Annotated in this window: 20 protein-coding genes; 15 read left to right on the plus strand and 5 right to left on the minus strand. The window is 39.1% G+C overall.

Translation table 11 applies throughout. The annotated features are described in order from the left end of the window. Positions 1 to 21: 21 nt before the first annotated feature. Together OCI93_RS14645 and OCI93_RS14650 are read right to left on the minus strand one after the other, a co-directional pair. Positions 22 to 1071: a helix-turn-helix domain-containing protein gene (locus OCI93_RS14645; protein ID WP_261626715.1), complete on the minus strand. Its 1050-nt coding sequence runs from the start codon at positions 1069 to 1071 to the stop codon at positions 22 to 24. After that, a complete protein-coding gene (locus OCI93_RS14650; protein WP_261593812.1) occupies positions 1071 to 1979 on the minus strand; it encodes a GGDEF domain-containing protein in 909 nt (302 codons plus the stop codon). Before OCI93_RS14650 ends, OCI93_RS14645 begins: the two co-directional genes overlap by 1 nt. 323 nt (positions 1980 to 2302) lie before the next feature. On the opposite strand from OCI93_RS14650, the gene OCI93_RS14655 reads away from it, so the two are divergent. The 3 genes from OCI93_RS14655 (at position 2303) to rmf (ending at position 7241) form a co-directional block, all read left to right on the plus strand. After that, positions 2303 to 5083 (plus strand): TonB-dependent receptor, encoded by a 2781-nt coding sequence (locus OCI93_RS14655; protein WP_261626716.1) that lies wholly within the window; start codon positions 2303 to 2305, stop codon positions 5081 to 5083. Positions 5084 to 5121: 38 nt separating this feature from the next. Then, entirely contained in the window at positions 5122 to 6411 is a 1290-nt protein-coding gene (locus OCI93_RS14660) for a metallophosphoesterase (protein WP_261593814.1), read from the plus strand. Positions 6412 to 7070: 659 nt separating this feature from the next. Next, complete coding sequence (rmf, locus tag OCI93_RS14665) at positions 7071 to 7241, plus strand: ribosome modulation factor (protein ID WP_152086001.1); 171 nt, start codon at positions 7071 to 7073, stop codon at positions 7239 to 7241. Positions 7242 to 7305: 64 nt separating this feature from the next. On the opposite strand, the gene fabA is transcribed toward rmf, so the two are convergent. Further along, positions 7306 to 7821: a 3-hydroxyacyl-[acyl-carrier-protein] dehydratase FabA gene (fabA, locus tag OCI93_RS14670; RefSeq protein WP_261593816.1), complete on the minus strand. Its 516-nt coding sequence runs from the start codon at positions 7819 to 7821 to the stop codon at positions 7306 to 7308. Between the two features lie 195 nt (positions 7822 to 8016). Here fabA and OCI93_RS14675 point away from each other — a divergent pair, with 195 nt between their 5' ends. The 4 genes from OCI93_RS14675 to OCI93_RS14690 all read left to right on the plus strand — a co-directional run bounded on the left by OCI93_RS14675 (position 8017) and on the right by OCI93_RS14690 (position 11259). Further along, entirely contained in the window at positions 8017 to 8874 is an 858-nt protein-coding gene (locus tag OCI93_RS14675) for a 6-carboxytetrahydropterin synthase (RefSeq protein ID WP_261626717.1), read from the plus strand. Then, positions 8867 to 9691 carry a M23 family metallopeptidase gene (locus tag OCI93_RS14680; RefSeq protein WP_261626718.1) on the plus strand — a complete coding sequence of 275 codons (825 nt, stop codon included), beginning with the start codon at positions 8867 to 8869 and terminating at the stop codon, positions 9689 to 9691. The genes OCI93_RS14675 and OCI93_RS14680 overlap by 8 nt, the downstream gene beginning before the upstream one ends. After that, complete coding sequence (locus OCI93_RS14685) at positions 9688 to 10119, plus strand: acyl-CoA thioesterase (RefSeq protein WP_261593822.1); 432 nt, start codon at positions 9688 to 9690, stop codon at positions 10117 to 10119. The genes OCI93_RS14680 and OCI93_RS14685 overlap by 4 nt, the downstream gene beginning before the upstream one ends. Before the next feature lie 228 nt (positions 10120 to 10347). Beyond that, the gene (locus OCI93_RS14690) at positions 10348 to 11259 is read left to right on the plus strand and encodes an endonuclease/exonuclease/phosphatase family protein (protein WP_261593825.1); all 912 of its coding nucleotides are present in this window, start codon (positions 10348 to 10350) and stop codon (positions 11257 to 11259) included. On the opposite strand, the gene OCI93_RS14695 is transcribed toward OCI93_RS14690, so the two are convergent. Next, positions 11233 to 11643 carry a response regulator gene (locus OCI93_RS14695; RefSeq protein ID WP_261593827.1) on the minus strand — a complete coding sequence of 137 codons (411 nt, stop codon included), beginning with the start codon at positions 11641 to 11643 and terminating at the stop codon, positions 11233 to 11235. The two genes, OCI93_RS14690 and OCI93_RS14695, sit on opposite strands and share 27 nt — an antisense overlap. A gap of 8 nt (positions 11644 to 11651) precedes the next feature. After that, entirely contained in the window at positions 11652 to 12575 is a 924-nt protein-coding gene (locus tag OCI93_RS14700) for a glycosyltransferase family 2 protein (RefSeq protein ID WP_261626719.1), read from the minus strand. Positions 12576 to 12790: 215 nt separating this feature from the next. Between OCI93_RS14700 and OCI93_RS14705 the strand changes: the two genes are divergently transcribed. The 8 genes from OCI93_RS14705 to OCI93_RS14740 all read left to right on the plus strand — a co-directional run bounded on the left by OCI93_RS14705 (position 12791) and on the right by OCI93_RS14740 (position 23081). After that, a complete protein-coding gene (locus tag OCI93_RS14705) occupies positions 12791 to 13942 on the plus strand; it encodes a glycosyltransferase (RefSeq protein ID WP_261593829.1) in 1152 nt (383 codons plus the stop codon). A 7-nt stretch (positions 13943 to 13949) separates the two neighbouring features. Beyond that, on the plus strand, positions 13950 to 15368 hold the full coding sequence (locus tag OCI93_RS14710) for a lipopolysaccharide biosynthesis protein (protein WP_261626720.1): 1419 nt from the start codon (positions 13950 to 13952) through the stop codon (positions 15366 to 15368). Further along, positions 15361 to 16752 (plus strand): O-antigen ligase family protein, encoded by a 1392-nt coding sequence (locus OCI93_RS14715; RefSeq protein ID WP_261626721.1) that lies wholly within the window; start codon positions 15361 to 15363, stop codon positions 16750 to 16752. The genes OCI93_RS14710 and OCI93_RS14715 overlap by 8 nt, the downstream gene beginning before the upstream one ends. Further along, positions 16715 to 17422, plus strand: coding sequence for an acyltransferase (locus tag OCI93_RS14720; protein ID WP_261593835.1), 708 nt, complete (start codon positions 16715 to 16717; stop codon positions 17420 to 17422). The genes OCI93_RS14715 and OCI93_RS14720 overlap by 38 nt, the downstream gene beginning before the upstream one ends. Positions 17423 to 17425: 3 nt before the next feature. Further along, a complete protein-coding gene (locus OCI93_RS14725) occupies positions 17426 to 18565 on the plus strand; it encodes a glycosyltransferase (RefSeq protein ID WP_261593836.1) in 1140 nt (379 codons plus the stop codon). A 137-nt stretch (positions 18566 to 18702) separates the two neighbouring features. After that, positions 18703 to 20202 (plus strand): GumC family protein, encoded by a 1500-nt coding sequence (locus tag OCI93_RS14730; RefSeq protein WP_261626722.1) that lies wholly within the window; start codon positions 18703 to 18705, stop codon positions 20200 to 20202. Beyond that, positions 20199 to 21275, plus strand: a complete 1077-nt coding sequence (locus OCI93_RS14735) for a glycosyltransferase (RefSeq protein ID WP_261626723.1) — start codon at positions 20199 to 20201, stop codon at positions 21273 to 21275. Before OCI93_RS14730 ends, OCI93_RS14735 begins: the two co-directional genes overlap by 4 nt. Before the next feature lie 12 nt (positions 21276 to 21287). After that, the gene (locus tag OCI93_RS14740; protein ID WP_261626724.1) at positions 21288 to 23081 is read left to right on the plus strand and encodes a sugar transferase; all 1794 of its coding nucleotides are present in this window, start codon (positions 21288 to 21290) and stop codon (positions 23079 to 23081) included. Positions 23082 to 23150 lie beyond the last annotated feature (69 nt).

The raw sequence follows: 23150 nt of genomic DNA on the forward strand, positions 1-23150 counted from the left end.
ATGAAGAATACAAGCAGAGCTTTAATAATGAGTGATTGATTTGCTGATACAGGCTCTAAGCTCACTGGGGGTTTTACCTGTCCAACGCTTAAATGCACGACGAAAATTAGTGATATCGTTAAATGCCAGTGCGGTGGCCACTTGTTCGTTTGAATAACCCCGTTCAGTAATATATATCAATGATTGCTGTTTTTGTAATTCATCTTTGAGTGTTTTCAATGTCGTATTGTGTTGTTTAAGCTTACGTTTTAAAGTTGCGCTACTGATGTTTAACTGCTGAGCGATTTGCTCGCTGGTGGCTTTGGGCATTTGCGTAATGAGTTGGCTTATGTGTTGTTTAAACCCTATCATTGGCTGCGAAAGTATCGGCTGTTTAAGATAAAACCGGGTCATTGCAGGTAATGAATCCGCATGCTTTTGCCGTAACATTATAGATTCCAGCGATATCATAAATGCGGGTTGTGAAAAGCAATAGTCGCTGTTCAAATGGCTGTGAAACTGTTCTATGTAGGCAGGTTGTTCCATAGGAAATCTTATATGGAGTTTGTGCTGTTTTACAGCGGTTTTTGGTTGAGTATTAAAACGCCACTTGAGTAAGCATTCGATTAACCCAGCAAGCAATTCATAAAAAAAGCATCGTACTTCTAAAACTGGCTCCGAAATAGCAAAGTTGATCACAAAATGCACCTGATTTGGGCTGCGATAGCTGGTAGCAAACATGTAAGGAAATAGCTCAAACTGACGTAGTTGGCTCACTCTAAACATTTGCTGCAAATGAGCTGCATGCAATAGCGCTTGCAGAGCGTTGCTTGGCATGCTGTGAAATAATCTTTCACTTAACAAGAAACTGATCCCTTCTGCGCTTAGTAGTTTGGTCGTATTGAATATAACCGTGTGAAGTTGTGCAAAACTTATTTTTTTATAATGACTGTTTAAGTCTGTGTAAAATAGTTTTGAGCCTTTTAATATTTTATCAGGTGCGATACCGCGTTGCGATGCCATTTCAACAATAGGTAAAATAAGTGAATGAGCAGTAAAAACCGAGTCATTTATTTCAAAAAAACGACTCATCAGAGTGTCGACTTTTGTTCATTTAGTTGGCTGTTTAGGCGCGATAATAAACTATCTTGTTGTTCATTTATTTGCGCTTGAACACATAACCAATGCACATTACTACAACCTGTAATTGTATGGCCTTTAGAATAAGGTGTGTGTTGTGAGACCATACTTGATACCTGCGCGATAACTTGGTTGGCCGAGGGCAAATTGGTGTTAGGCATTAATATAATAAATCGATCACTTGCGTATCGACACGCCAAGTCACCATCACGTAAGTTCAATAAAATAATCTGTCCAATATCTGCCAGTAAACTGTTTGCTTTGGTCGTGCCATACTTGGTATTAAATTTTGAAAAATTTTTAATATCAATTAATGCTAGAGAAAATTGGATGTTGTGGTGTTTTAGGGTGAGTAGCTCTTTGTCTATTTGCTGTTTCATATAGTCCGCGCGATACAGCCCGCTAATAAAGTCTGTTAACCCATGCTCTCGATAAAAACGCTCTTTTTTATTTAGCATAAAGTTAATTATTTGCTGTTCTTGATACCAAAAATACATCGCAATACTCATTAAAACCATACCAATTAATGCAGGAAAAGCTTCTAATCCACCGAGCCACGAAGGGGCGTGATCAAAGTTATAAAATTCATCAAGAAAATCGAGCAACATCGATATATGCATTGCTGTTAAACCACTAAATAAAAGCTGTGTGACCTTACCTTTAGGCCTAGAAAGCAGCGTTGCCACTAACCATAGTAATGTCATAAATGCGATGCCTCCTTCGCCTAAACAATCGAGCCATTTGATTTGATCGATAGGCTTAAGGGGGGCCAATGCTGCAACAGCAAAAGTGGTTAATAAGATACACAGCAATAAAATACCCCATAGCTGGGTATGTAATTTTAAAAAGTTTGATTGCATATAATTAATGGCTTCATAGCTAGATAGAGGCAACAGTATTACTTAAAAGCTGTTTTAGACGACAGGGTTAGAATAGCTCATGCAACAGTGTAAAAATATGACAATCATGTCGACTTTATGCACTAATGCACCAAATAAATAAAATAACCGCTTAATAAAGGGGGTTAAAATGGCTCAAAACAGCGCTCTTTTAGTTTTTATTGGTGTAATTTAGGTTAATTGCTAATGTAGTGACATATTTTATACATATCTATTCTCTACTGTGCGGTGCCAACAAAGCGAATGATAGTTCGCGCTTATCACCTTGTAATTAGAGAGTAACAATGAACCCGTCAAATTTTTCAAAATCCAAAATAGCACTGAGCCTTGCCTGTGCATTATTCGCCTCATCAAGTTTAGCTAATACTATTGAAGGCACAGTAGCAAGCCAAGCGCATGATGTTTATTTTCAAGGTGCAAAAATTACCGTTAAAGAATTACGTAGAAGTACCGTAAGTGCAAGAGATGGGTCGTTTAAATTATCTAATTTGCCATCAGGCACTTATACATTAGTGGTTGACTATATTGGTGCACAAGCAACAGAGCAAAAAGTGGTTGTCACTAATACTGGCATCGTCAAGGCAGATATCGTGTTGCAATCGCAAGATGATTTAATGCTTGAAGATGTGATTGTTATTGGCCATCGAGCCGGCCAAGCTGGCGCACTTAATCGTCAAAAAAATGCCTTAGGAATAAAGTCGATTGTAAGCAGCGACTCTATTGGTCAGTTACCGGATCAAAATGCTGCGGAAGCACTACAACGTTTACCTGGCATGTTTATTCAGCGTGACCAAGGCGAAGGGCGTTTTGTTGGTATTCGAGGTATTGACCCAAACCTCAATAATGTCACCATTAACGGTGCTAATGTTCCTTCACCAGAAGAAGGCGTTCGAAGTGTTGCAATGGATGTGATACCTAGCGAACTGATCCAAAGCTTAGAGGTAAGCAAAACAGTTACACCAGACATGGATGCTTCTGCAATCGGTGGCAGTATTGAAGTGAAAAGCCTCAGTGCGTTTGACCGAGATGGACGCAGTTATAGTGCAAATATACAGGCAACCTATAACGAACAAGTAGAAAAAAATAGTCCCAAATTGTCGGCAAGTTTTAGTGATATTTTTGAACTAACTCAAGATTACGACTTAGGGATTGCCTCAGCGATTTCTTGGTCTGAGCGAAAGTTTGGTTCTCATAACATGGAAACCGATGGTGGTTGGCAGAGTATGACCTTAGAAGACACCAGTGGCGAAGAAGTAACTATGCTCTCTGCTGAGGAAGTTGAGCAGCGTCACTATACAATCACTCGTGAACGACTCGGTGGTGCCATCAATTTTGATTTACGCGACGATAACGCTAACAGTTATTACCTGCGTGCACTTTATAGCGAGTTTTCTGATGATGAATTTCGCCTCAGAAATGAATATAAGTTTGATAAAGGAGACTTAGCTGCAGGTATGTATTCGTCAAACTCTGCGGCATTTTCCTCTGCAGCAATGGATAGGGATACCAAAGATAGGTTTGAGGAGCAGCAGGTTTTGTCTATTGTTGCAGGATCTGAGCAGCAATTTAAAGACTGGCTAATTGAATATAGTCTTGGCTACTCGAAGTCTGAAGAAAAAGAACCTAATCGTCTCGATACGAGTTTTGAGGCGGATGATTTATGGCTTGGTTATGCAAGCTTAGGTGAAGAACCCATACTCAGTGCTAGTAATAATGCATATGAATTGAATAACTTTTCGCTAGATGAAGTGGTTTACGAAAATAACTTTAGCGATGATGAATCGAAAAGCTTTAGACTAGACATCAGCAAAGACTTAGTGCTTGCTAATTACAATGGTCAACTTAAGTTTGGCGCAAAATATAATAAGCGCGAAAAGTATAACGATGTTAATGCATTGGTTTTCGATGGGGGATTTGACGATATAACCGCTGTGCAATTTGCAGCAGTAGAGCCTGATTATAGTTTGGGTAAGTTTGGTCCAGGACTTAGTCAAAACGCGTTGAAAAGCTATGTATTACAAAATCGCAGTGGATTTGATTTAAACCAGCTAGAAAGTGATATTGAAAGCCAAGGGCGGAGTTATCGCTCTGAGGAACAAATCAGCTCAGCTTATGCCATGCTAACACTTGATATTGGACAATGGCAGGTAATTACTGGTGTGCGCTTCGAAGCAACTGAATTTAATACTCAAGGTAATAAAGTTGAGTTAATAAAAAATGAAGTGACTGATTCACTGCACACAGAAATAAACACTTGGCAAGCCAACAAAGATTACAATCATTTGTTACCTAACCTTACTTTGCGATATGACCACCGCGACAATTTAGTTACTCGCTTTGCTTATACAAATACTATTGCGCGGCCAAAATTCTCTGATTCAGCTGCTTTTGCACTGATTGAGACTGAAACTACATTAGATGACGGTGTGGTAGAGATTGAACGTAAAGCGGAAGTTGGTAATCCACAGTTAAACCCGTATGAATCAGATAACCTTGACTTTTCAATTGAGTACTACCCATCAGGTATTGGTATTATCTCAGCAGGCTTATTTTACAAAGATATTGCTAATTTTATCGCGATAGAGCAAGTGCAGGCTCAAAATCAGTGGGCTGGGTATAAGGAAGTGATGCAAGCACGCAATGGTGGTTCGGCAAGCTTAAGCGGGGTAGAGCTTGCGTATAGTAAAAACTTTACCAATGGGATTATGTTTAGTGCCAATAGTACATTCATTGATGCCGATGATAAGCTTCAAAATCAGTCAGATACGGTTGGTAATGTGATGTTGGGCTATGAAAATAACGTATTCAGCACCCGTTTGAGCGTAAGTTATAAAAGCAAAAACTTTCAGTTTGTAGACAATGATCGTCGTGTTTATCAAGATGCCCACATGCAGCTAGATATTAGTGCTAAGTACCATATGACAGAGCAGTATCAATTGTATTTTAATGCAATAAATCTAACCGATGAAGCGTACTACTTGTTTCATGGTACACGTGATTACAACTATCAATATGAAACTTATGGCCGCTCTTTTGAGTTTGGTGTGAGTTTTAATTCGCTGTAGAATGATGGAGACAGCCAGTGCAAGCTGGCTGCATTTTTATGAAAAAATGTATAATAATAGCAACGCTTACTTTTGTTTTATACTCAGCTGCCAGCTATTCACAAGAGCAAAGCAACGATACTTCAACAATCAGCTTTTTGGCATTTGGTGATGGCGGCTACAGCCCGGAATACCCAAAACAAAAACATATTGAAAATCCAAAAAACAAGCGCGAATTTATTGCAGCTGAGAAGCAAGATTGGCTAGATGACAATCGACCATTAGCTGAGTTTAACCATGCGCCAATTTTTGTTTACCCAAATACAAATATTGCGACTGAGCAAAGCGGTGCTAAAGCAGTCGGACAGGCGATGGCTACTTTATGCAAAACCGCTAATTGTGAATTTGCTATTCAGCTCGGTGATAACATATACCCAGATGGTGCTGATGCAAATGATGGCAAAGACGATGAACAACGCATGGGCGACCTCATTTTAACGCCACTTAAACCGCTGTTTGAAGAAAAAAACTCGCTGGTGGTTTACTCGGCGCTTGGCAATCACGATTGGAAAACATCAAGAAAAGGGGTGGCACTACAAACGGCATGGATGTCAAAGCAAGCTAATTTTCACATGGATAAAAAAGGGTATTATAGCTTTAAACAAGGGGAGCCCGGCAATGATGTGGAGTTTTTTGTCATTGACACCAATATGTTACTTGCTGGTCAGCATTATTATGAAATTCCATTGCGAGAAGATGGTTCTGAGCAGGGGCTTGCCAGTGCTTTGGCCAGCGGACAAGCAGAGGTGGAAGATATCGAACGCCATGAAACCCCTATCAATGGTGAAGATCATAAGCAACTTGCATGGCTTGCCAATGGATTAAAGCACTCTTCTGCAAAGTGGAAAATAGTATATGGGCATCACGTTTTATGGTCTATTGGCGGTACAAAGTATGATGAAGCTCATGTGTTACGTCGGCTCATATTACCTGAATTGTGCCAGTATGCAGATGCGTATATTGCAGGTCATGAACATGACTTAGAATTATTGACCGATGATTGTTCAAGAGTAATGCCGTCAAATCATTCAATGCCTAAGCTACCTCTTATTATTAGCGGTGCAGCTTCAAAGATGCGAGGAACACATACGCCTTTTGCAAAATACCAACAGATGCAATATCCAGAGTATGATCTGGTTTGGTCTAAAAGCTTTACTTGGGGCTTTGCACATATTCAGTTAAATAATTTAAACGATGCAATGACAGTCAATTTTTATAGTACACCTAACGATGGTAAAGGAAAGCTTGTTCAAGAGCGCAGTTTTACTTTTTCTCACCGCAGTAATTAACGATTTCAGTTTTTGTTGTTTAAAGCAAAATAAAAATCAATCTGAAATACAAATAACCAATCAGAGTCAGCGATGATATGGGGACAAATGTTAGAATTTAAAGTCCCCTTTATACCTGCAAATTTGTTTGATGTTGAATTGAAAAGAAAAGTTTTTATGTCAAAATTATGAATGTTTTTTTAATTATAAAAAGGTGTATTTTATCTATTTTTTTTAATTTTGTTGTTTTTATTATCCATTTATTTTGTTTTGGTTGGAATTTAAATTCAAAGGTCAAGCTTGTTTACAAATTGCCGTGTAAATATTATTGCATGCGTTAGACGAATGTGATTTATTGAAGCTGAAGGTTTGGCCAACCCTATTCTGTACTGATCTTAACGTGAGTGAGTCATTTTATTTATTGAAGTGACGCCCATTGTTTTTATCAGTTATTCTCAATAATTCAATTATGCGTGGTGTGCGCTGGATACACACCAGTTAAAAAACAATTTCTACGTTATCAAAGAGGTGAACTTTAACTCGTCAAATGGGTCACAAATAAAATGTGGTACAGCTTGATAACGACGATTTTATTAACTAATTATTAAATGTTGATGACGGTTGCAGTCACACCGAGTGCAGTCACAACATCGTTGAAAGAGAAGGTGAGGATTTTACCTATGAAGAGACAGAAAAGAGATCGCTTAGAAAGAGCACATTCACAAGGATTTAAAGCAGGGTTAGCAGGTAGATCAAAAGAGTTGTGTCCATACCAACAAGTTGAACCAAGGTCAGAATGGTTAGGTGGATGGCGAGAAGCTATCGAAAATCGAAATACCTTCAAAACGTAATAATTTAAACTGATTAAATACAATAAAGCCCCACCAAGGGGCTTTATTGTTTGGGCGTGTTTAATTAAAATGCACTGGTATCTTGAAATAAACCCACTTTAAGGTCTTTAGCTTCATAAATTACACGTCCATCAACTTCAACGGTGCCATCAGCCATACCCATAAAAAGTCTACGCTTAATGACGCGCTTCATTTCGATACGATAAGTAACTTTTTTGGCGGTAGGTAGAATTTGGCCTGTAAATTTAACTTCACCCACACCTAAAGCTCGTCCAAGGCCGGGGCCACCAGACCAGCCTAAGAAAAAACCAACAAGTTGCCACATTGCGTCTAAACCAAGGCAGCCTGGCATAACTGGATCACCTTTAAAGTGGCAATCAAAGAACCAAAGGCTTGGATCAATATCAAGCTCAGCAACGATCAGTCCTTTACCATGTTGACCGCCGTCATCATTTATTTCAACGATGCGGTCCATCATTAACATGTTGTCGCTTGGAAGGCGACAGTTGCCTTCGCCAAACATTTCACCACGACCACATATGATTAATTCTTCTTTTGTATAGCTATTTTTTGGTTCCATAGTCCACAATCTTTGCTGAAAATTTCCGAGCTACTTTAGCGTACAGATGTACGCTAAACAACTCTGAACAGTTAAAAAATCTAGTTATGTAAGAATAATTCTCATTAAAATTGAATTCTCCTACGCTTATGGGGCGATCTTTGTCTTAAAAAACTTTATAATAGCCCCAGTATTAAACTAATTTATCGGAAGTTTATGATCCTTTTTGTAGATGCACTGACAGTCATTGATTTTTCTTACCTATGTAATAAGCGTGGCGCAATAGGTGAGAGCTGGATAGTCGATTTAACCCTACATGGCCAACTTAATGATGAGTCTATGGTTTTAGACTTTGCATTAGTAAAAAAACAAATTAAGCGCATCATAGACGATACCATTGACCATAAACTTGCTGTGGCAAAAGGGCTTGATGGAAAAGTAACGGTTGCTGACAACAGGGTCGATTTAGACTGTCAATTTGGTGATGGCCACCACTTAGCGATGAATGCGCCTGAGCAAGCTGTGTGTTTGCTTGAAGGCGAAGAAGTTAACGAGCAAAGCGTTATCTCATTTTTAAAATCGGTGATCATGCCTAAGATGCCAAGTAACGTAAAAGATATTGGTATAGAACTTCGCGCTGAGCAAAGTGAGAGCTTTTATTATCACTATAGCCATGGATTAAAAAAGCATGATGGTAATTGCCAGCGTATCATTCATGGCCATCGCTCGCAGTTAGGTGTGTTTGTCGATGGTATGAAACACCCAAGGCTACAAAAAGAATGGGCGACTAAGTGGCAAGATATATATCTTGGTACTGAAGAAGATGTTATTGATGCCAGCAACCTTAAATATGTAACTGCTAGTACAAACGATGTGTGCTTTGCTTACGAAGCCACTCAGGGCTACTTTGAGCTTGCAATGAGCAAAGCGCGTTGTGACATATTGCCATGTGACACAACAGTAGAGTGCATCGCAGAGTACTTAGCAAAACAAATTAAAGATACTATGCCTGATAACACGATAACCGTAAAAGCATACGAAGGTGTTGGTAAAGGAGCGATTGCTTATGCTTAGAAAAGGACTGTTGTTGATAGCGTTATTATCAGCGTTACAAACTCAGGCTTTACAGTTAAAAGGCAATCTAACCCAAGGTGGTATGGTTATAGGTAAGATTGATAACGCAAAAACCGTCAGCTTTAACGGTAAACCTTTGAAGCTTACTCCTGCAGGCGAGTTTGTATTTGGTTTTGGAAGAGATGCAGATTCAACACATACCTTAACTTGGGTAGATGCAGACGAAGTTAAGCATGAGCATGATATGCTAATCACTGTACGAGAATTTAAAATAGATCGTATTACGGGAGTTGAAAAAAAGTATGTATCACCTCCTAAATCAGTGCTTGAAAGAATTCGTTCTGAAGCAAAAGCGGTACGACAAGCACGCACTACAGACTCGAACTTTGAATATTTTAAAGAGCCTGTGCTTCGACCAGCACCTGGGCGTATTTCTGGGGTCTATGGCAGTCAACGGTTTTTTAACGGAAAGGCGCGCAATCCACATTACGGTTTAGACATTGCCAATAAGACAGGCACACCCGTTTTGGCTCCTTTGCCAGGCGTTGTTACGTTTGCTAATCCAGATTTATATTATAGTGGCGGTACAGTGATTGTTGACCATGGTTATGGAATTAGCTCCACCTATATTCATTTGAACAAACTTCATGTCAAAGTGGGTGATAAACTAGAAACAGGTGACCACTTTGCTGACATTGGTGCAACGGGCAGGGTAACTGGCCCTCATTTGGATTGGCGTTTTAATTGGTTCAATGAACGACTAGATCCACAATTATTAATGCAAGACACATTGGCGAGTAAAAGTAGTAACAAATGACAGAGATAGATAAAGAAACAATTATTGCAAAACGTATTGAAGACTCAATCACTTCAGTTACGAAAACGGTATTCCCTGGTCGTACTAACCACCATAATACATTGTTTGGTGGCGATGCTTTGGCTTGGATGGATGAGGTTGCTTTTATTGCTGCCACGCGTTTTTGTAGAAAACCATTAGTAACGATTTCATCTGATCGCGTTGATTTCAAAGAAGCGATTCCAGCGGGCACATTTGCAGAGCTTGTTTCTAAAATTGTGCATGTTGGCAACACAAGTTTAAAGGTTGAAGTCGACATATATCTAGAGCGTATGCATAAAGATGATAAGCACCTGGCAATATCAGGCAGCTTTACTTTTGTAGCCGTTGATGACAATCACAGGCCAACCCCTGTAATATGCGACAAGATGCTTAACGGATTTAAATAACGCAATTATTAATAAGCCACGCAGAGTGGCTTATTAATAATCAACATAAGAACACATCATACAATTTATGCTAGAAGTACAAATCAGCAACTTCGATAAAACTAAGGTATCGTCTTACAAAAATAACGTGGCGAGTATGCATATTTTAAAGTGCATACATAAATAAAAACTATACTTTGGCTCTAATATTGATAGTACGACACAATACTAAGAGTTTTGGTAATTTAAATGCGATATTTACTAATTGGGATTTATACAATTCTTATGATATCGGCTTTTTTTGTATCTAGTTTTGGATACATTGGTGACATAGTCGATAGTTTGCGCGCTCAATGGTTAATGCTGGGTGTATTTACTTGCATTTTAGGTCTGCTTTATAGTCGACTTTTATTTTTGTCACTGTTTGCTATTTCATGTTGCTTACTCGTATTTCACCTTCGTGTTGTTGTGCAGGAGCAGTCAGAGAAAAATTATCATAATCAACTAACCATTAAGCAAATAAATCTGCGGTACTATAACCAGTCTGTTATTAACGAGCTTGCTAAACTTAATGAACAAACATGGGATCTACTTATCCTGCAAGAGTTTAACGATAATAACACTGCGCTCTTCGACAAGCTTAAACCTGAATATTACAAATTTGGCTCTGATGAACATATTGGTTTTCCAATGGGGCTAGGGATTATTTCGCGCTACCCGTTGATAAGTAAAAAAGTCGTTTACACACAGATGCAAAAAGTTGGCTATTTAGAAGTTGATATATTGGTTGGTAATAGCATTATCACTGTGTTTGCCGTGCATCCCCCGTCTCCAAGGAGCAAGAAAGATTGGCTCAATCGAAACGAATTGCTTTTAGTCGTGTATGAGGCTGTGAAAAAATTGGAGGGACATTGGCTGATTAGTGGTGACTTCAATATCGTTCCTTGGTCCAAACACTTTCCTTTTACTAATATGCCCTTATGCTCACACTCTTTGGTTAATAATCGCAGTTGGCAATACTTAAACTGGTTACCAAGCATTGTTGCGGGTTTACCAATTGATAATTGCGTTGTGAGTGAACATCAAAATATTACCAATGTCAGCGTTGAGTTATTTAAAGGGAGCGACCATAAATTACTTAGTTTCCAACTGCGCTTTTAGATGAGCAATCTCGCTTTTGAGTTTGCCGTTTTCTAGCAATAATTTGACGATAGAGGTAAGCTCAAAGTTATCCCATGGTTTGGAAACAATAATATCAGCTATTCCTTTTTCTACTGCGCCCTGACATTCATCTAAATCTGTATAGCCGCTGACAAGCATGCGACCAGAATCAGGGTAGTGGGCTGCAAATGCTTGTAGTAATTCAAAGCCATCCATATTGGGCATTTTAATATCAGATAAAATCAAGTCATAGTGGTTATCAGCGAAACTTTCCACAGCTTTGAGCGGATCATTTACCAGCGTTAATGCATATTCTTTAGCAAATAAACGGTTGAACGCTCTAAGAACAGGGCTTTCATCATCAACTATTAAAACTTTTTGCATATATAATCCTAAAACCGAATGAGTTGCTTTACATCATGCAATAAATGCTTGGCATTTCTTATGTGTGGATTCATGCCAAAAGCACACATTGTGTTTAACAGAGCATAAATTTTTTTACCTTGCTCACGTTGATACTCACCATAGCACTCATGAATTCTAGCCTGAGTTTTAACCTTAGTACTAAATCGTACATTATTGTTGTTATATATTCGTGAAACGATGTTTTCTATTGCCTCAAGCCTACTTAACCTATTAGCAGTGATAGAGTTTGGGCGCATTAAATAACCCATGGCATTTTGGTAAGTGTAGGCGATGTCTCCTATTGAAGCGAGATTTAGCCAGCAATCCCAATCACTTGCGCTCTTTAACATAGGATTAAATTTATTTACACTTATAATTGCTGAGCGTTTAACCATAACTGAAGATGTACCAATTACATTGGCATAGAGTAACAAATCTAGCGGTTCGCTAAGTGCGATGTACTCGTTAGTACTATTAAGCTTAGGTTGATAAAATTCTGGCCAATATGAAAAGCAATCAATAATAGGTTGGTATTGTTCATTTACATGAATATAGTTTGTGAATGTGAGCACACATGCTGTATTTGATTTCATATATTGCAGTTGCATATTTAGTTTATCTTCACTCCAATAGTCATCAGCATCCAAAAAAGCAATATAGTGTGCAGATGCTACTTCTATTGCATAATTTCTGGCTGCAACCACACCAGAGCGATGCTGCTTTATTATCACTAAATTTGGTAAGTTTTTTTGAGCTAATGTCAGCCACTCTACACTCCCATCCGTTGAACCATCATCGACGACAATTATTTCAATACGTAAGCCTGTTTGCTTCAAAATACTTGAAAACGCAATTGGTAAATATTGTTTACAGTTATAGTTTGGAATAATAACGCTTACATCATATTTCATTATGTGCTCTCCTAATTAATCTAATAAAGAGCAACGCAATAACAACGCCAATATTAAAATGCCAGAATTAAAGGCATTGGGAGTATGGATTAATAAAACGCATTGCAAAATGCAAATAACGAATGCCAAATTGCCAACTTATGACGAAAAATAGGGTGTTTAGGGGCGGTACGATACTTGCCACCATAACAGCACTACACATTGGAGTGCTATTTATGAAACATATTGCTATTTTAGTGCCTAGCTTTCCCATTGCATCAGAAACCTTTGTCATCACAGAGATTAATGCACTGGTATCAGCAGGCCACAAAGTGACTGTGCTTGCATTTACTACGCATCGATTTACTTCTAACTTGTCTGCTAATGTAGAAGTTTTCAATATACCTAAACCGACAATAAGCGACTTTAGTGTTGCGTCGCTAATGAGTTCGCAATTTTTTAAAGCTGTAAAAACATCATTTAAATTCAAATCGATTTCTACTATTTCCCTGTTGGGATATGGTTCATCACTAGCTAAGTTATTGAACAAACTCAATATTGAACACTTACATTGTCATTTTATGCATGGGCCTTTAGCATACGGGATCATAGCCGCACAGCTTGCTGGTATTACGGTATCTTCTATTGGACATGGACATGACGTTTACGTTAATGGTGCAGACATTGAGCACAAACTTAATGAATGCAACTTCGTTGTTGCGGTATGCAAAGATATGAAATCGCAATTTGAGGGTATGTCTCATACTCAAACTAAACTTTTGCACTGTGGGGTGAATTTAAACTTATTTTGCCACAGAGTTCATGCTATCAACTCAGACGTAAAACTGATATTTATTGGCCGCTTAGTAGAAAAGAAGGGTTTACAATTTCTGTTCCCCGCTATCAAGCGCTTGCAAAAACACTATTACATTTCGCTCGATATAGTAGGAGACGGTCCGATGTATAAAGCGTTAGAGGACCTAAGCTACGAGCTAGGAATAAATCGACAGATTAAGTTCATAGGTAGAAAGTCACCACAATGGATAGCACAAAATTGTAAGCATTATACCGCTCTCGTAGCACCGTTTTGTGTGGCTAGTAATGGTGATAAAGATACAGGCCCACTGGTACTAAAAGAGGCGATGGCATGCGGCATTCCCGTTTTATCAACTAGATTGATGGGCGTAAAAGAAATTGTAGTGAACAAAGTAGGCATGTTATGTGAGCCGGGCGATGAAGACGAGCTAGTTACGATGCTACGCGCGTTTTGTGAACTAAACCCTTATGTACGTTATGCTATGGGGCTCAATGCTTATAAGTTAGTTTCGCGATATTTTAATGCCAAGTTACAGGCGAAAAAGTTATCTAACTGGGTACAAATGCTATAGGTGCAGTATGAGCGGATTAAAGCAAATCGCGTATTACGGTATGTCGGTGTTAGTACTCAAAGGGCTCGGTTTTTTAATGATGCCGGTCATGACACGATTGTTGACACAATCGCAGTACGGATATTTAAACTTTTTAGTCACTGCATGTGCGGCTTGTTCACTGATACTTAGCCTTGGTTTACCTGAACTGTTATTCAGAAGTAAAAGCGCCAGCAGTATAAAACAACAGTCATTGCTAAGAGATTGTTTACTTATCTCGCTATTAAGCTCGCTTGCACTGGCTGTAGTTGCTTTATGTTTGATGGATGACATCATGTTATTGCTGCCCGCTCAGGTGAAAGCAATCGATTTATATTTACTGGTCATAAATCTAATGTGCTCGGCTATGTTAGCTGTACCATACAGTTATTGGCGGATTCAAGGTAAAGCAAAGCAGTACTGTACTGTAACAACCTCTCATGGCCTTATTCAATGCGCTTTAACGTTGGCGTTTTTATATCAAGGTCTCTCTGTGACCGGAGTTATGTTATCTGGCGCGCTAGCATCGGCACTTGTTTTAGTTGTTGCATTGCTCAAAACACGCGCTGCGCTTTTTGTGAGTTTTTCATCCTATCCACGACAAATATCAAGGTCAGACATTTACTTCTTAGTCTCTATTATATTCTCTGCTGTTTGCTTATATGCCTGTAACGGCGCTGAGAATTGGTTCATTGTTGCAAACACTAATACACAAACTTTAGCGATTTATTTTGTAGCCGCACAGTTTGCTCTAATGACCTCGTTTGCATTTGAACCGGTGAGAATGTGGTGGTTTGCTAAGCGCTTTCAAAAACTTGCTAACAATAAAGCATTGTACGCTTATGAAACACTAAGATGCCTGCACATAGGCATATTGATCAGCATGATAATGCTTATTTTTTGCCAGCAATTAATTGTTTTGTTGTTACCAAGTGTTTATGCGCAAAGTGCACAGTGGGTCACATTTTTGATATTGGTTGTGGTGTTACGTCATCATGCTGACTTACTCAATATAGGTTGTTATATGAAGCGCTGCGCGCAATCAGTTCTAATTATTAATGCGGTGTCAGCGATAGTAATGTTAGGGATGATGTATTGGCTTGTCCCTATTTATTCAGTAAAGGGGGCTGTTTTCTGTTTACTGCTTGTACAAGGCATACGTGCTGTGGCTTTTTACCAAACTAGCCAAGCGCTTGAATATGTTCCATACAAACTCAGTAATATGCTTGTTGCTTGGCTATTTATCATCGTGCTTGTTGGGCTCGGCTTTTTAAACAGCGAGTTTATAATCGTCAAGAGGCTTGGTGTTTTGGCATTGTATGTTGGCTTTTTAACTCGATGTTATTTCAAAGAGTGTATAAACATTGTAGAGCGCGCTCGTTATGCTTTGGAGCATCGATATGCGTGAACTTGTTTATCAAAATAGGTTTATCATCGCAAGTTTATTAATCACACTGGCTGTGCTTGGTGCATACCAAGGTGTTGGACCCGTTGGCGCATTTGCGCTAGTGATACTTCCTTTTGCTGCATTTACAGCCATTCGAGTCAGTATTGCTTTTATTATTCTGTTTATTTTGTTTAGTTATTTTCGTCTACACGAAGCTTTTCCTGTGCTAATGCCATTTAAAATTCCAAAACTTTTGGCCCTTGCATCATTATTGGGTATTGTCTGGCATTTATTTATTTCTAAGCAATTACAACCGCATTGGAACTCCTGCCACGTGTTATTTATTGTGTTATTTGTGTGGCTAACTGTTTGTGTGTTTATGGCAAGTAACCGCGCTGTAGCAATAGAATATTTCAGTGGCGTACTCAGTAAAGTCTTCATCATGGTGTTTGCAATTAGTTGGTGGGTTAAAAGCGCAAAACACTTTAATTGGGTACGTATTGGGATCATGCTATCAGGTGTGTCAATTGCACTCGTTGCCATTAGTAATAAAATGAATGGAATTGGTCTCGTCGAGGGGACCAGAGTGACCATATCTCGCGATTTGCGCTCACAATTAGGCGACCCCAATGACCTATCTCTTGTTTTAATGTTCCCCGTGTCGTTTTTAGCAGCTGAAATTTTTGACAAAAATAATGACAAATGGCGAAGAATAGCCTCAGGAGTAGGTTTAACTCTTCTGATAAGTGGAGTTATTGCTACGCAAAGCCGTGGAGGGTTATTAGGTATTGCAGCTGTTTTGAGCTTTTTCATTTATCAAAAAGTTAAGAACCCAGTGCTTGTTGGCGCTATAGGGTTTGTTGGCACGCTCCTAATGGTGTTGTTTGCGGGTATTTCAGATAGGCAAAGTGGCGGCGCAGCTGAAGAAGGCGTCGATGCGTCTGCTATGGGTCGGATATATGCGTGGCAAGCTGCTATTAATATGGCTGTAGCGAATCCTTTAACAGGGGTGGGAATTAACAATTTTTTTGTTAATTATTATTTTTATAGTCCTCATTGGGATGGCAAGAATCATGCAGTACATAGTACGTGGTTTCAGATTTTAGGAGAAACAGGGTTTGTTGGCTTGTTGGTCTTTGCCATGTTGATCGTTGGAATTTTTAAAAGCCTTGAACGAACAGCACTGCTAAATGCAGTGAGTAGCAATACAAATCTTAATGTTAATACCTATGCGCTCAAAGCAGGAATGATAGGGTTTATGGTGTCTGGCACCTTTTTAACGCAAGCATTTACTTGGCCTTTATATATTATTTTGTCTTTGACCATAGCTTTAGAAAAGCTTGCTCAAGACAATGCAGGGGAAAATTATGTACATAGCAATGAAGAAGTGGCTAAAAGCCAGTGATAGTACTCTAGCCGCAAGTTTGTTTAAATTTGCAAAGCGAATTCGCAATCCGCAATGCATTGTAATACCCCTTGTTCATCAAAGTATTTATGTGTTGCACCGAACAGTTGCTACAGTAGTGTCACAATTGCTCAGAATATTTTATTACACCCCGGTGTTTAAAAGCCAAGTCCAAGGCAGTAAAAATAACTTGTGTTTGTATAGTGGTATGCCACAAATATTGGGGAGCTTAAAGGTAACCTTAGGGGATAATGTTCGCTTGTCCGGTATTAGTACATTTTGTGGACGCAGCTGTACACATAACACAGCGCAATTGATCATTGGTAATAATGTTGATGTGGGTTGGCAAAATGCTTTTTCTGTAGGAACTAAAATTGTACTTGAAGATGATGTGAGGTTAGCTGGACGAATTTTTCTTGCCGGATTTGCAGGGCACCCGATAGACAATAAAGCACGTGCTCTAGGTTTACCTGATGAAGACCATCAGGCTGCAGATATTGTGATTAAACAAGGGGCGTGGCTTGGTACTGGCGTGACAGTTTTGGCAGGAGTAACAATTGGTGAAGGAGCAATCATAGGCGCTGGTAGTGTGGTGTGCAAAGACGTACCCGATTACTGTATTGCTGCGGGTAACCCAGCCAAAGTTGTTAAACAAATCAATAAGGAGTAGAACATGCGATTTATTGTATTTGGTGAAGACTGGGGTGCACACCCAAGTAGCACGCAGCATTTATTCAAATGTATTTCTAAACACTGCAAAGTACATTGGATAAATTCAGTTGGAATGCGCAAGCCAAGCGCCAATAAGAATGACTTTATTAGACTTTTGCGTAAAGCGCTTGCATTGTTTGGCAAGTCACTCAGTACTTCTAAAGTTAACGAAAAGCATCACTTAGATAAGGTAAGTAATTTATTTTTACTGCCATGGCATGATAATTCATTTGCGCAAGCTATTAATCGTATTTTGTTTGCGTTGCAAGTTCGCTGTTTTGATAATGAACAGCCCATTACTTATTGGATAAGTGTTCCTACGGCAATTTCTCTTATTCAGCCCAGAGCACAAGATAGAGTTGTCTATTATTGCGGTGATGATTTTAATGCGCTGGCAGGGGTAGATCATAAAATGGTCGAACCTTTAGAGCGCCAGTTGATTGACCGAGCTGATTTTATTTACGTTGTGAGTGAAAATTTAATGCATAAAATGCCAGTGCATAAAACATATCTGCTTACGCATGGCGTTGATCATAGGCTTTTTAGCGAACGTAAAGTAGCAAGTAATTATTTGAAGTCACACAAAGCAACCATCGGGTTTTATGGTTCTATTAATGAATGGTTAGATATTCAATTACTGAGTGAACTTGCAATACAACGACCTCAGTATGAGTTAGTTTTAATTGGCTCGGTTACGCACTACTCAAAAGAAGTCGAAGCGCTTTTAGCATTAAAAAATGTAACACATATAAATGCTGTTGCGCACAGTACCTTACCTGAATTTTCACAGCACTGGCAGGTATCATTGATGCCATTTTTAGATAATGCTCAAATTAGAGCATGTAACCCTTTAAAGTTAAAGGAATATCTTGCGGCGGGTACGCCTGTTGTTGCAACTAACTTTCCAGCAGCTCAGCAGTTTAACCAAGTAATATTGGTAGCGGATGACATAGCTGGTTTTATCTATCGAGTGGATATGGCGATAGCAATTGGTGAACAACCCTTACTAAGTTGGGAGCAATATCAGGCACAATTAGTGTTTGCTCATAGTTGGCAAGCTAAAGCACAGCAAGTTATTAAATCACTTCTTTTCAATTCTTAAGCTTTTTTAATTGTGGGCCAAGCTATTGGCCCACAATCTGCAACTTCTTCCCTATAACGCTTAAATATGAGCGCTTTTCTCAAAATGCAAATGAAGACGAGAGTTTCAATTGCAAAATGCAAAGCTAAGGTTGAAACATGCTAGTTAAAGAACAAATTAGACGATTAGCTTATTTGTCGCTGTATGCGTTATACAGTCGCTTCAAACTGTTTATTGTGCCTGTGTGTATTGTACCCGTTGTCGTGTTTCTATTATCCGCAACCGCACAAAAACAATACATGACTCATGCAACCATTTTAATTGAAGAGTCATCATTGCTAAATCCATTTCTTGATGACTTGTCGTTTTCATTTGAGTTATCGAATCGTATCGATGCACTAAGAACACTTGTTATTAGCCGTAAGGTACTCATTTCGGTCGCAAAAGAGACAAAATTAATCAGTGACAGTGCAAGTCATGAAGACATTGAAGCAATCCACCAGCAGCTGGCTGGAGCATTATCTTTATCTCTAGTAGGAGATGAATTAGTGCGCATCCACCTAAAATGGCATGAACCTGGAAAAATGAAAGTAATTTTAGAAAAGGTAGTCGAAAAGTTCATTGAAAGGTTGCTTGCTCCAACTAAAGCCTCGTTAGATACTTCTGAGCAGTTCTTTTTTAAGCAACTTGATACGCTTAGACAAGAGCTTGAATTTTCAGAAAATGAACTGGCAAAATTTAAAGTTAAATACAGCGACACATTACCTGAGGTACTTAATAGTAATCGTCAAACCTTAGATAGAATTTTAAGCGACAAGCAAAATAAATTCATTGAGCTATCTGGTGCGAAGGCAAAATTAAAGAATCTCACCAATAAAATGGCCCAAGCCAACCCTGTGCTAGGCAATTTGGAGCAGCGGATAATCGCTGTAAGCTCTGAATTGAGCTTGCTAAAAACGCGTTATACAGACAAGCACAGTAAGGTAATAGCTAAATCACGCAAATTAGAGAGTCTGCTGAACCGCCAGAAAGTGTTATTAAGTAAAGGCGAGGAGCTACAACAGGTTGATATGCAGCAGCTTTGGCAAATGGCGAACACCATGCCAACGTCTAAAAATGGTGATAGCAGTGTATTAGTATCTCAAATAGTTGCACTAGAAGATGCCAAAAACAATGTAGAGCAGCTACAACAGGAATTTACTTTACTAGATAGCCAAGTAAAAGAGCTTGGTCAGCGGTTACTTGTGACCAGCGATATTGAAAAACAGCTTAGTAAGTTACAACGGGATTATGATGTTAAGCAGTCATTATATAAAGAGATGCTAGGTCGTTATGAAATGGCCAAAGTTACAGGCAAGCTCGTTAAATACGAAGGGCCTGATAAGGTTAAAACCATTGAGCGTGCTTACAGCCCTACCCAAGCAATTAACACATCTTTAGTCGTATCGTTAATATTAGGCATCGTGCTGGGGCTCTTTTCGGGTGTTGCTAGTGTCTTTATTGCTACCTTGTGCGATAGCCACCTAAAAGATATATCAACCATTGAAAAACTCTCATCTGAGCCAGTGTTAGCAGTGCTCCCAATCATCAACAAATCTCATGCTCAGGTTTTAAGTCATTTATCTGAGCATGTGCAAAACAGAGGTAACAAGCAATGAAAGTACTTCATATTGTTCAACATTTAAATATTGGTGGCCTTGAAAAAATGGCTGTATCTTTATTGGAGCAAAGCCGTTTTTGTAATGAAACGAGAATTGCGGCACTCGAAGGTGACAAGGATACGTGTTTGAGCAACTGGCCACAGCTTAAAAGCTTAAACGATAAATTGGATTTTCTTGAAAAACGTGAACGTTTTGACTACCAAGCAGTTAATAAACTAGTAGATTTAATCGATACCCACAATATTCGCGTTGTGCATAGCCATCACATTGGGCCCATGCTCTATGCGTGCCTTGCATGTCTCAAGCGTCCTGACGTACAGCATGTCTCTACTGTGCATGATGCATGGTATCTATCAGGGATTAAATCACGCTTCATCACCAAGGTTTTAAATACGCTATCTCCGGTACATTGGATTGCTGATGCAGATGTTGTCGCTCATGATTTCTATGCACAAACATCAATTAGACCACAAGAGACTATTTTAAATGGTATCGACTGTAAGAAGTTTGCGCCAATAAATAGGGATTATGCTCGATACCAGTTAGGGCTGCCAAAAAGCGCCAAAATAGTAGGTTGCGCAGCAAGGCTAGAGCTTGGTAAAGGCCATGAAGATTTAATTGATGCATTAAAAACACTACCAAATAATCATCATATTGTATTTGCAGGTCAAGGCAGTTTAGATGCATCACTAAAGGCAAAAGTTAATAGCCTTAAGTTGGAAAGTCGTGTGCACTTTTTAGGGTGTGTACATAATATGGAAGTGTTTTATTCAGCAATTGATGTGTTTTGTTTATTTTCACAAAGGGAAGGAATGCCTTTAACAATTTTAGAGGCAATGGCTTGCGGTACGCCAATTGTTGCCAGTGATGTGGGAGGTATTAAAGAAGTATTAACCCAAAAACAGGGGGTGCTGCTGTCGCGTTTGCAAAAACAGCAAATACCGAATGCGATAGAAAAGGCGCTAATGATAGAGGCGGGTCAAGCAATACGATCCCATGCACTGTCTATAGCGCAAATTAAAGATATGAGCCGTAAGTATGATCAACTTTATTGTGGTATTACCGCTTAAGGAGTAATTACAATGACAACGTTAAGTTTTGTATTCATATTGCTAGTAATTGTGGCGCTTTATCATCATATAGGGTATCTGCTGATATTAAAAATCGTTACAAAGTTTAAAAAGCCAACAACGAAATGTACTGCGATACAAACCAAGCTGCCTAGTATAGGTGTTATGATGTGTGCATATAATGAACAAAGCCACATTGAAGAGAAACTCAATAACCTAGGCTCTTTGCTATATCCGAGTGAATTGTACACCATACACGTCTATTTGGACGGTTGTAAAGATAAGACCTATGATCTTGCTTTGCAAACTCAAAAGCGACTAGAAGAAAAAGGAGTGGTTTGTGTATTACATAACGCAAATGAAAACAAAGGTAAGGCACATGCAATCAATGCGCTTATCGAAATAGGGCAAAATAACTATGACATTTTGGTGTTTACGGATGTCAGTGCGCTGTTAAGTATTGATGCGTTGAACAAGTTTGCAAACCAATTTCAAAACAAAGACATAGCTGTTGCCACTGGGTGCTACACGCCCGATGAGTGTGCGCCAACGCAACAACAGTCATATTGGAAATATCAAAATACGTTAAAAACGCTTGAATCGCATTTTGGGGCTGTAATAGGCGTGCCAGGCGCATTATTTGCAATTCGTGCAAGCAACGTTAAACCAATTCCTAAACATACAATCAACGACGATTTTATCCTTGCGATGCAAGCTTGCCATTCTGGCGGTCATGTAGTGCTAGATGCAGACGTAACGATATACGAGCGCGAATGCGATGAAATAGCTCAAGATATTAAGCGTCGTGAGCGTATTGGCGCAGGTAATTGGCAGCAATTTATCATGTTAGCTTCATTACTTAATCCAAAGTTAGGTTGGACGGCTTTTAACTTCTTCTCACATAAAGCGCTACGTGCAGTAATGCCAATCATTATTTTTTTGTTATACGTTATACCCACGATAGCGCTTGTAATAAATCAAAGTGTATGGGGGGCTTGTGTTTGTAGCGTTCTATTAAGTATTCATACAATTGGGCAAGTAAAATCTAAAAATGTTCTGATTAAGCTATTTGCTAAAGCTCATTATGCGCTTATTTGCTATTGGGTTGCATTGCGCGGCGTTGTTAAATACCAATTTGGTGCCTATAAAAAGCCTTGGACAAGAGTGAATCAGCGTAAAGGTAAAGATAATAGCGTGAGTTTAATAAAGCGAGCGTTCGATGTGGTTGGGTCTTTATGTGGTTTATTGCTACTGCTACCGATTATGCTTTTGACCGCGTTGGCTATAAAAATTAATTCAAAGGGTCCAGTTCTATTTAAGCAGCTAAGAGTAGGTAAAAGTACTGATAAATTTGTATCATTGTTTTACGTTTATAAATTTCGCTCTATGGTAGTTGATGCTGAAGCAAAAAGCGGCGCAGTTTGGGCAAGTAAAAATGACCCCAGGATAACAAAAGTAGGTCGCTTTTTACGTAAGACACGAATTGATGAACTACCGCAGTTGTGGAACGTGCTCGTGGGAGAAATGTCACTGATAGGCCCTCGTCCAGAGCGACCTGTATTTTACGCGAAACTAGAGAAATCTATCCCATATTTTGGCTGGCGGACATATGGGCTTAAACCAGGTATATCAGGCCTTGCGCAGGTAATGAATGGATATGATGAAAGTATTGAGGATGCAAGGAGTAAGATTGGTTGGGATTATGCCTATGCGCTGAGTATGTCAAATCGAAAAAACTGGTTTGCAATGGAGTGGATGATTTTATTGCGCACTATTTCGGTTGTATTTACAGGTAAAGGACAATAGGCGCACATTCACACCGAGTGCATTCACACCGAGTGCATTCACACCGAGTGCATTCACACCGAGTGCATT

Origin of the sequence: Pseudoalteromonas holothuriae (genome assembly GCF_945859825.1) — a bacterium.
Taxonomy (GTDB): domain Bacteria; phylum Pseudomonadota; class Gammaproteobacteria; order Enterobacterales; family Alteromonadaceae; genus Pseudoalteromonas; species Pseudoalteromonas holothuriae.

Bases quoted from the DNA above. Each gene is read 5' to 3' on its own strand.
- OCI93_RS14725 (WP_261593836.1), top strand. From the start codon at position 17,426: ATGCGATTTATTGTATTTGGTGAAGACTGGGGTGCACACCCAAGTAGC.
- OCI93_RS14715 (WP_261626721.1), top strand. From the start codon at position 15,361: ATGCGTGAACTTGTTTATCAAAATAGGTTTATCATCGCAAGTTTATTA.
- OCI93_RS14660 (WP_261593814.1), top strand. From the start codon at position 5,122: ATGAAAAAATGTATAATAATAGCAACGCTTACTTTTGTTTTATACTCA.
- OCI93_RS14740 (WP_261626724.1), top strand. From the start codon at position 21,288: ATGACAACGTTAAGTTTTGTATTCATATTGCTAGTAATTGTGGCGCTT.
- OCI93_RS14730 (WP_261626722.1), top strand. From the start codon at position 18,703: ATGCTAGTTAAAGAACAAATTAGACGATTAGCTTATTTGTCGCTGTAT.
- OCI93_RS14675 (WP_261626717.1), top strand. From the start codon at position 8,017: ATGATCCTTTTTGTAGATGCACTGACAGTCATTGATTTTTCTTACCTA.
- fabA (WP_261593816.1), bottom strand. From the start codon at position 7,821: ATGGAACCAAAAAATAGCTATACAAAAGAAGAATTAATCATATGTGGT.
- OCI93_RS14735 (WP_261626723.1), top strand. From the start codon at position 20,199: ATGAAAGTACTTCATATTGTTCAACATTTAAATATTGGTGGCCTTGAA.
- OCI93_RS14680 (WP_261626718.1), top strand. From the start codon at position 8,867: ATGCTTAGAAAAGGACTGTTGTTGATAGCGTTATTATCAGCGTTACAA.
- OCI93_RS14710 (WP_261626720.1), top strand. From the start codon at position 13,950: ATGAGCGGATTAAAGCAAATCGCGTATTACGGTATGTCGGTGTTAGTA.
- OCI93_RS14705 (WP_261593829.1), top strand. From the start codon at position 12,791: ATGAAACATATTGCTATTTTAGTGCCTAGCTTTCCCATTGCATCAGAA.
- OCI93_RS14655 (WP_261626716.1), top strand. From the start codon at position 2,303: ATGAACCCGTCAAATTTTTCAAAATCCAAAATAGCACTGAGCCTTGCC.
- OCI93_RS14695 (WP_261593827.1), bottom strand. From the start codon at position 11,643: ATGCAAAAAGTTTTAATAGTTGATGATGAAAGCCCTGTTCTTAGAGCG.
- OCI93_RS14700 (WP_261626719.1), bottom strand. From the start codon at position 12,575: ATGAAATATGATGTAAGCGTTATTATTCCAAACTATAACTGTAAACAA.
- OCI93_RS14690 (WP_261593825.1), top strand. From the start codon at position 10,348: ATGCGATATTTACTAATTGGGATTTATACAATTCTTATGATATCGGCT.
- OCI93_RS14685 (WP_261593822.1), top strand. From the start codon at position 9,688: ATGACAGAGATAGATAAAGAAACAATTATTGCAAAACGTATTGAAGAC.
- OCI93_RS14650 (WP_261593812.1), bottom strand. From the start codon at position 1,979: ATGCAATCAAACTTTTTAAAATTACATACCCAGCTATGGGGTATTTTA.
- OCI93_RS14645 (WP_261626715.1), bottom strand. From the start codon at position 1,071: ATGAGTCGTTTTTTTGAAATAAATGACTCGGTTTTTACTGCTCATTCA.
- OCI93_RS14720 (WP_261593835.1), top strand. From the start codon at position 16,715: ATGTACATAGCAATGAAGAAGTGGCTAAAAGCCAGTGATAGTACTCTA.
- rmf (WP_152086001.1), top strand. From the start codon at position 7,071: ATGAAGAGACAGAAAAGAGATCGCTTAGAAAGAGCACATTCACAAGGA.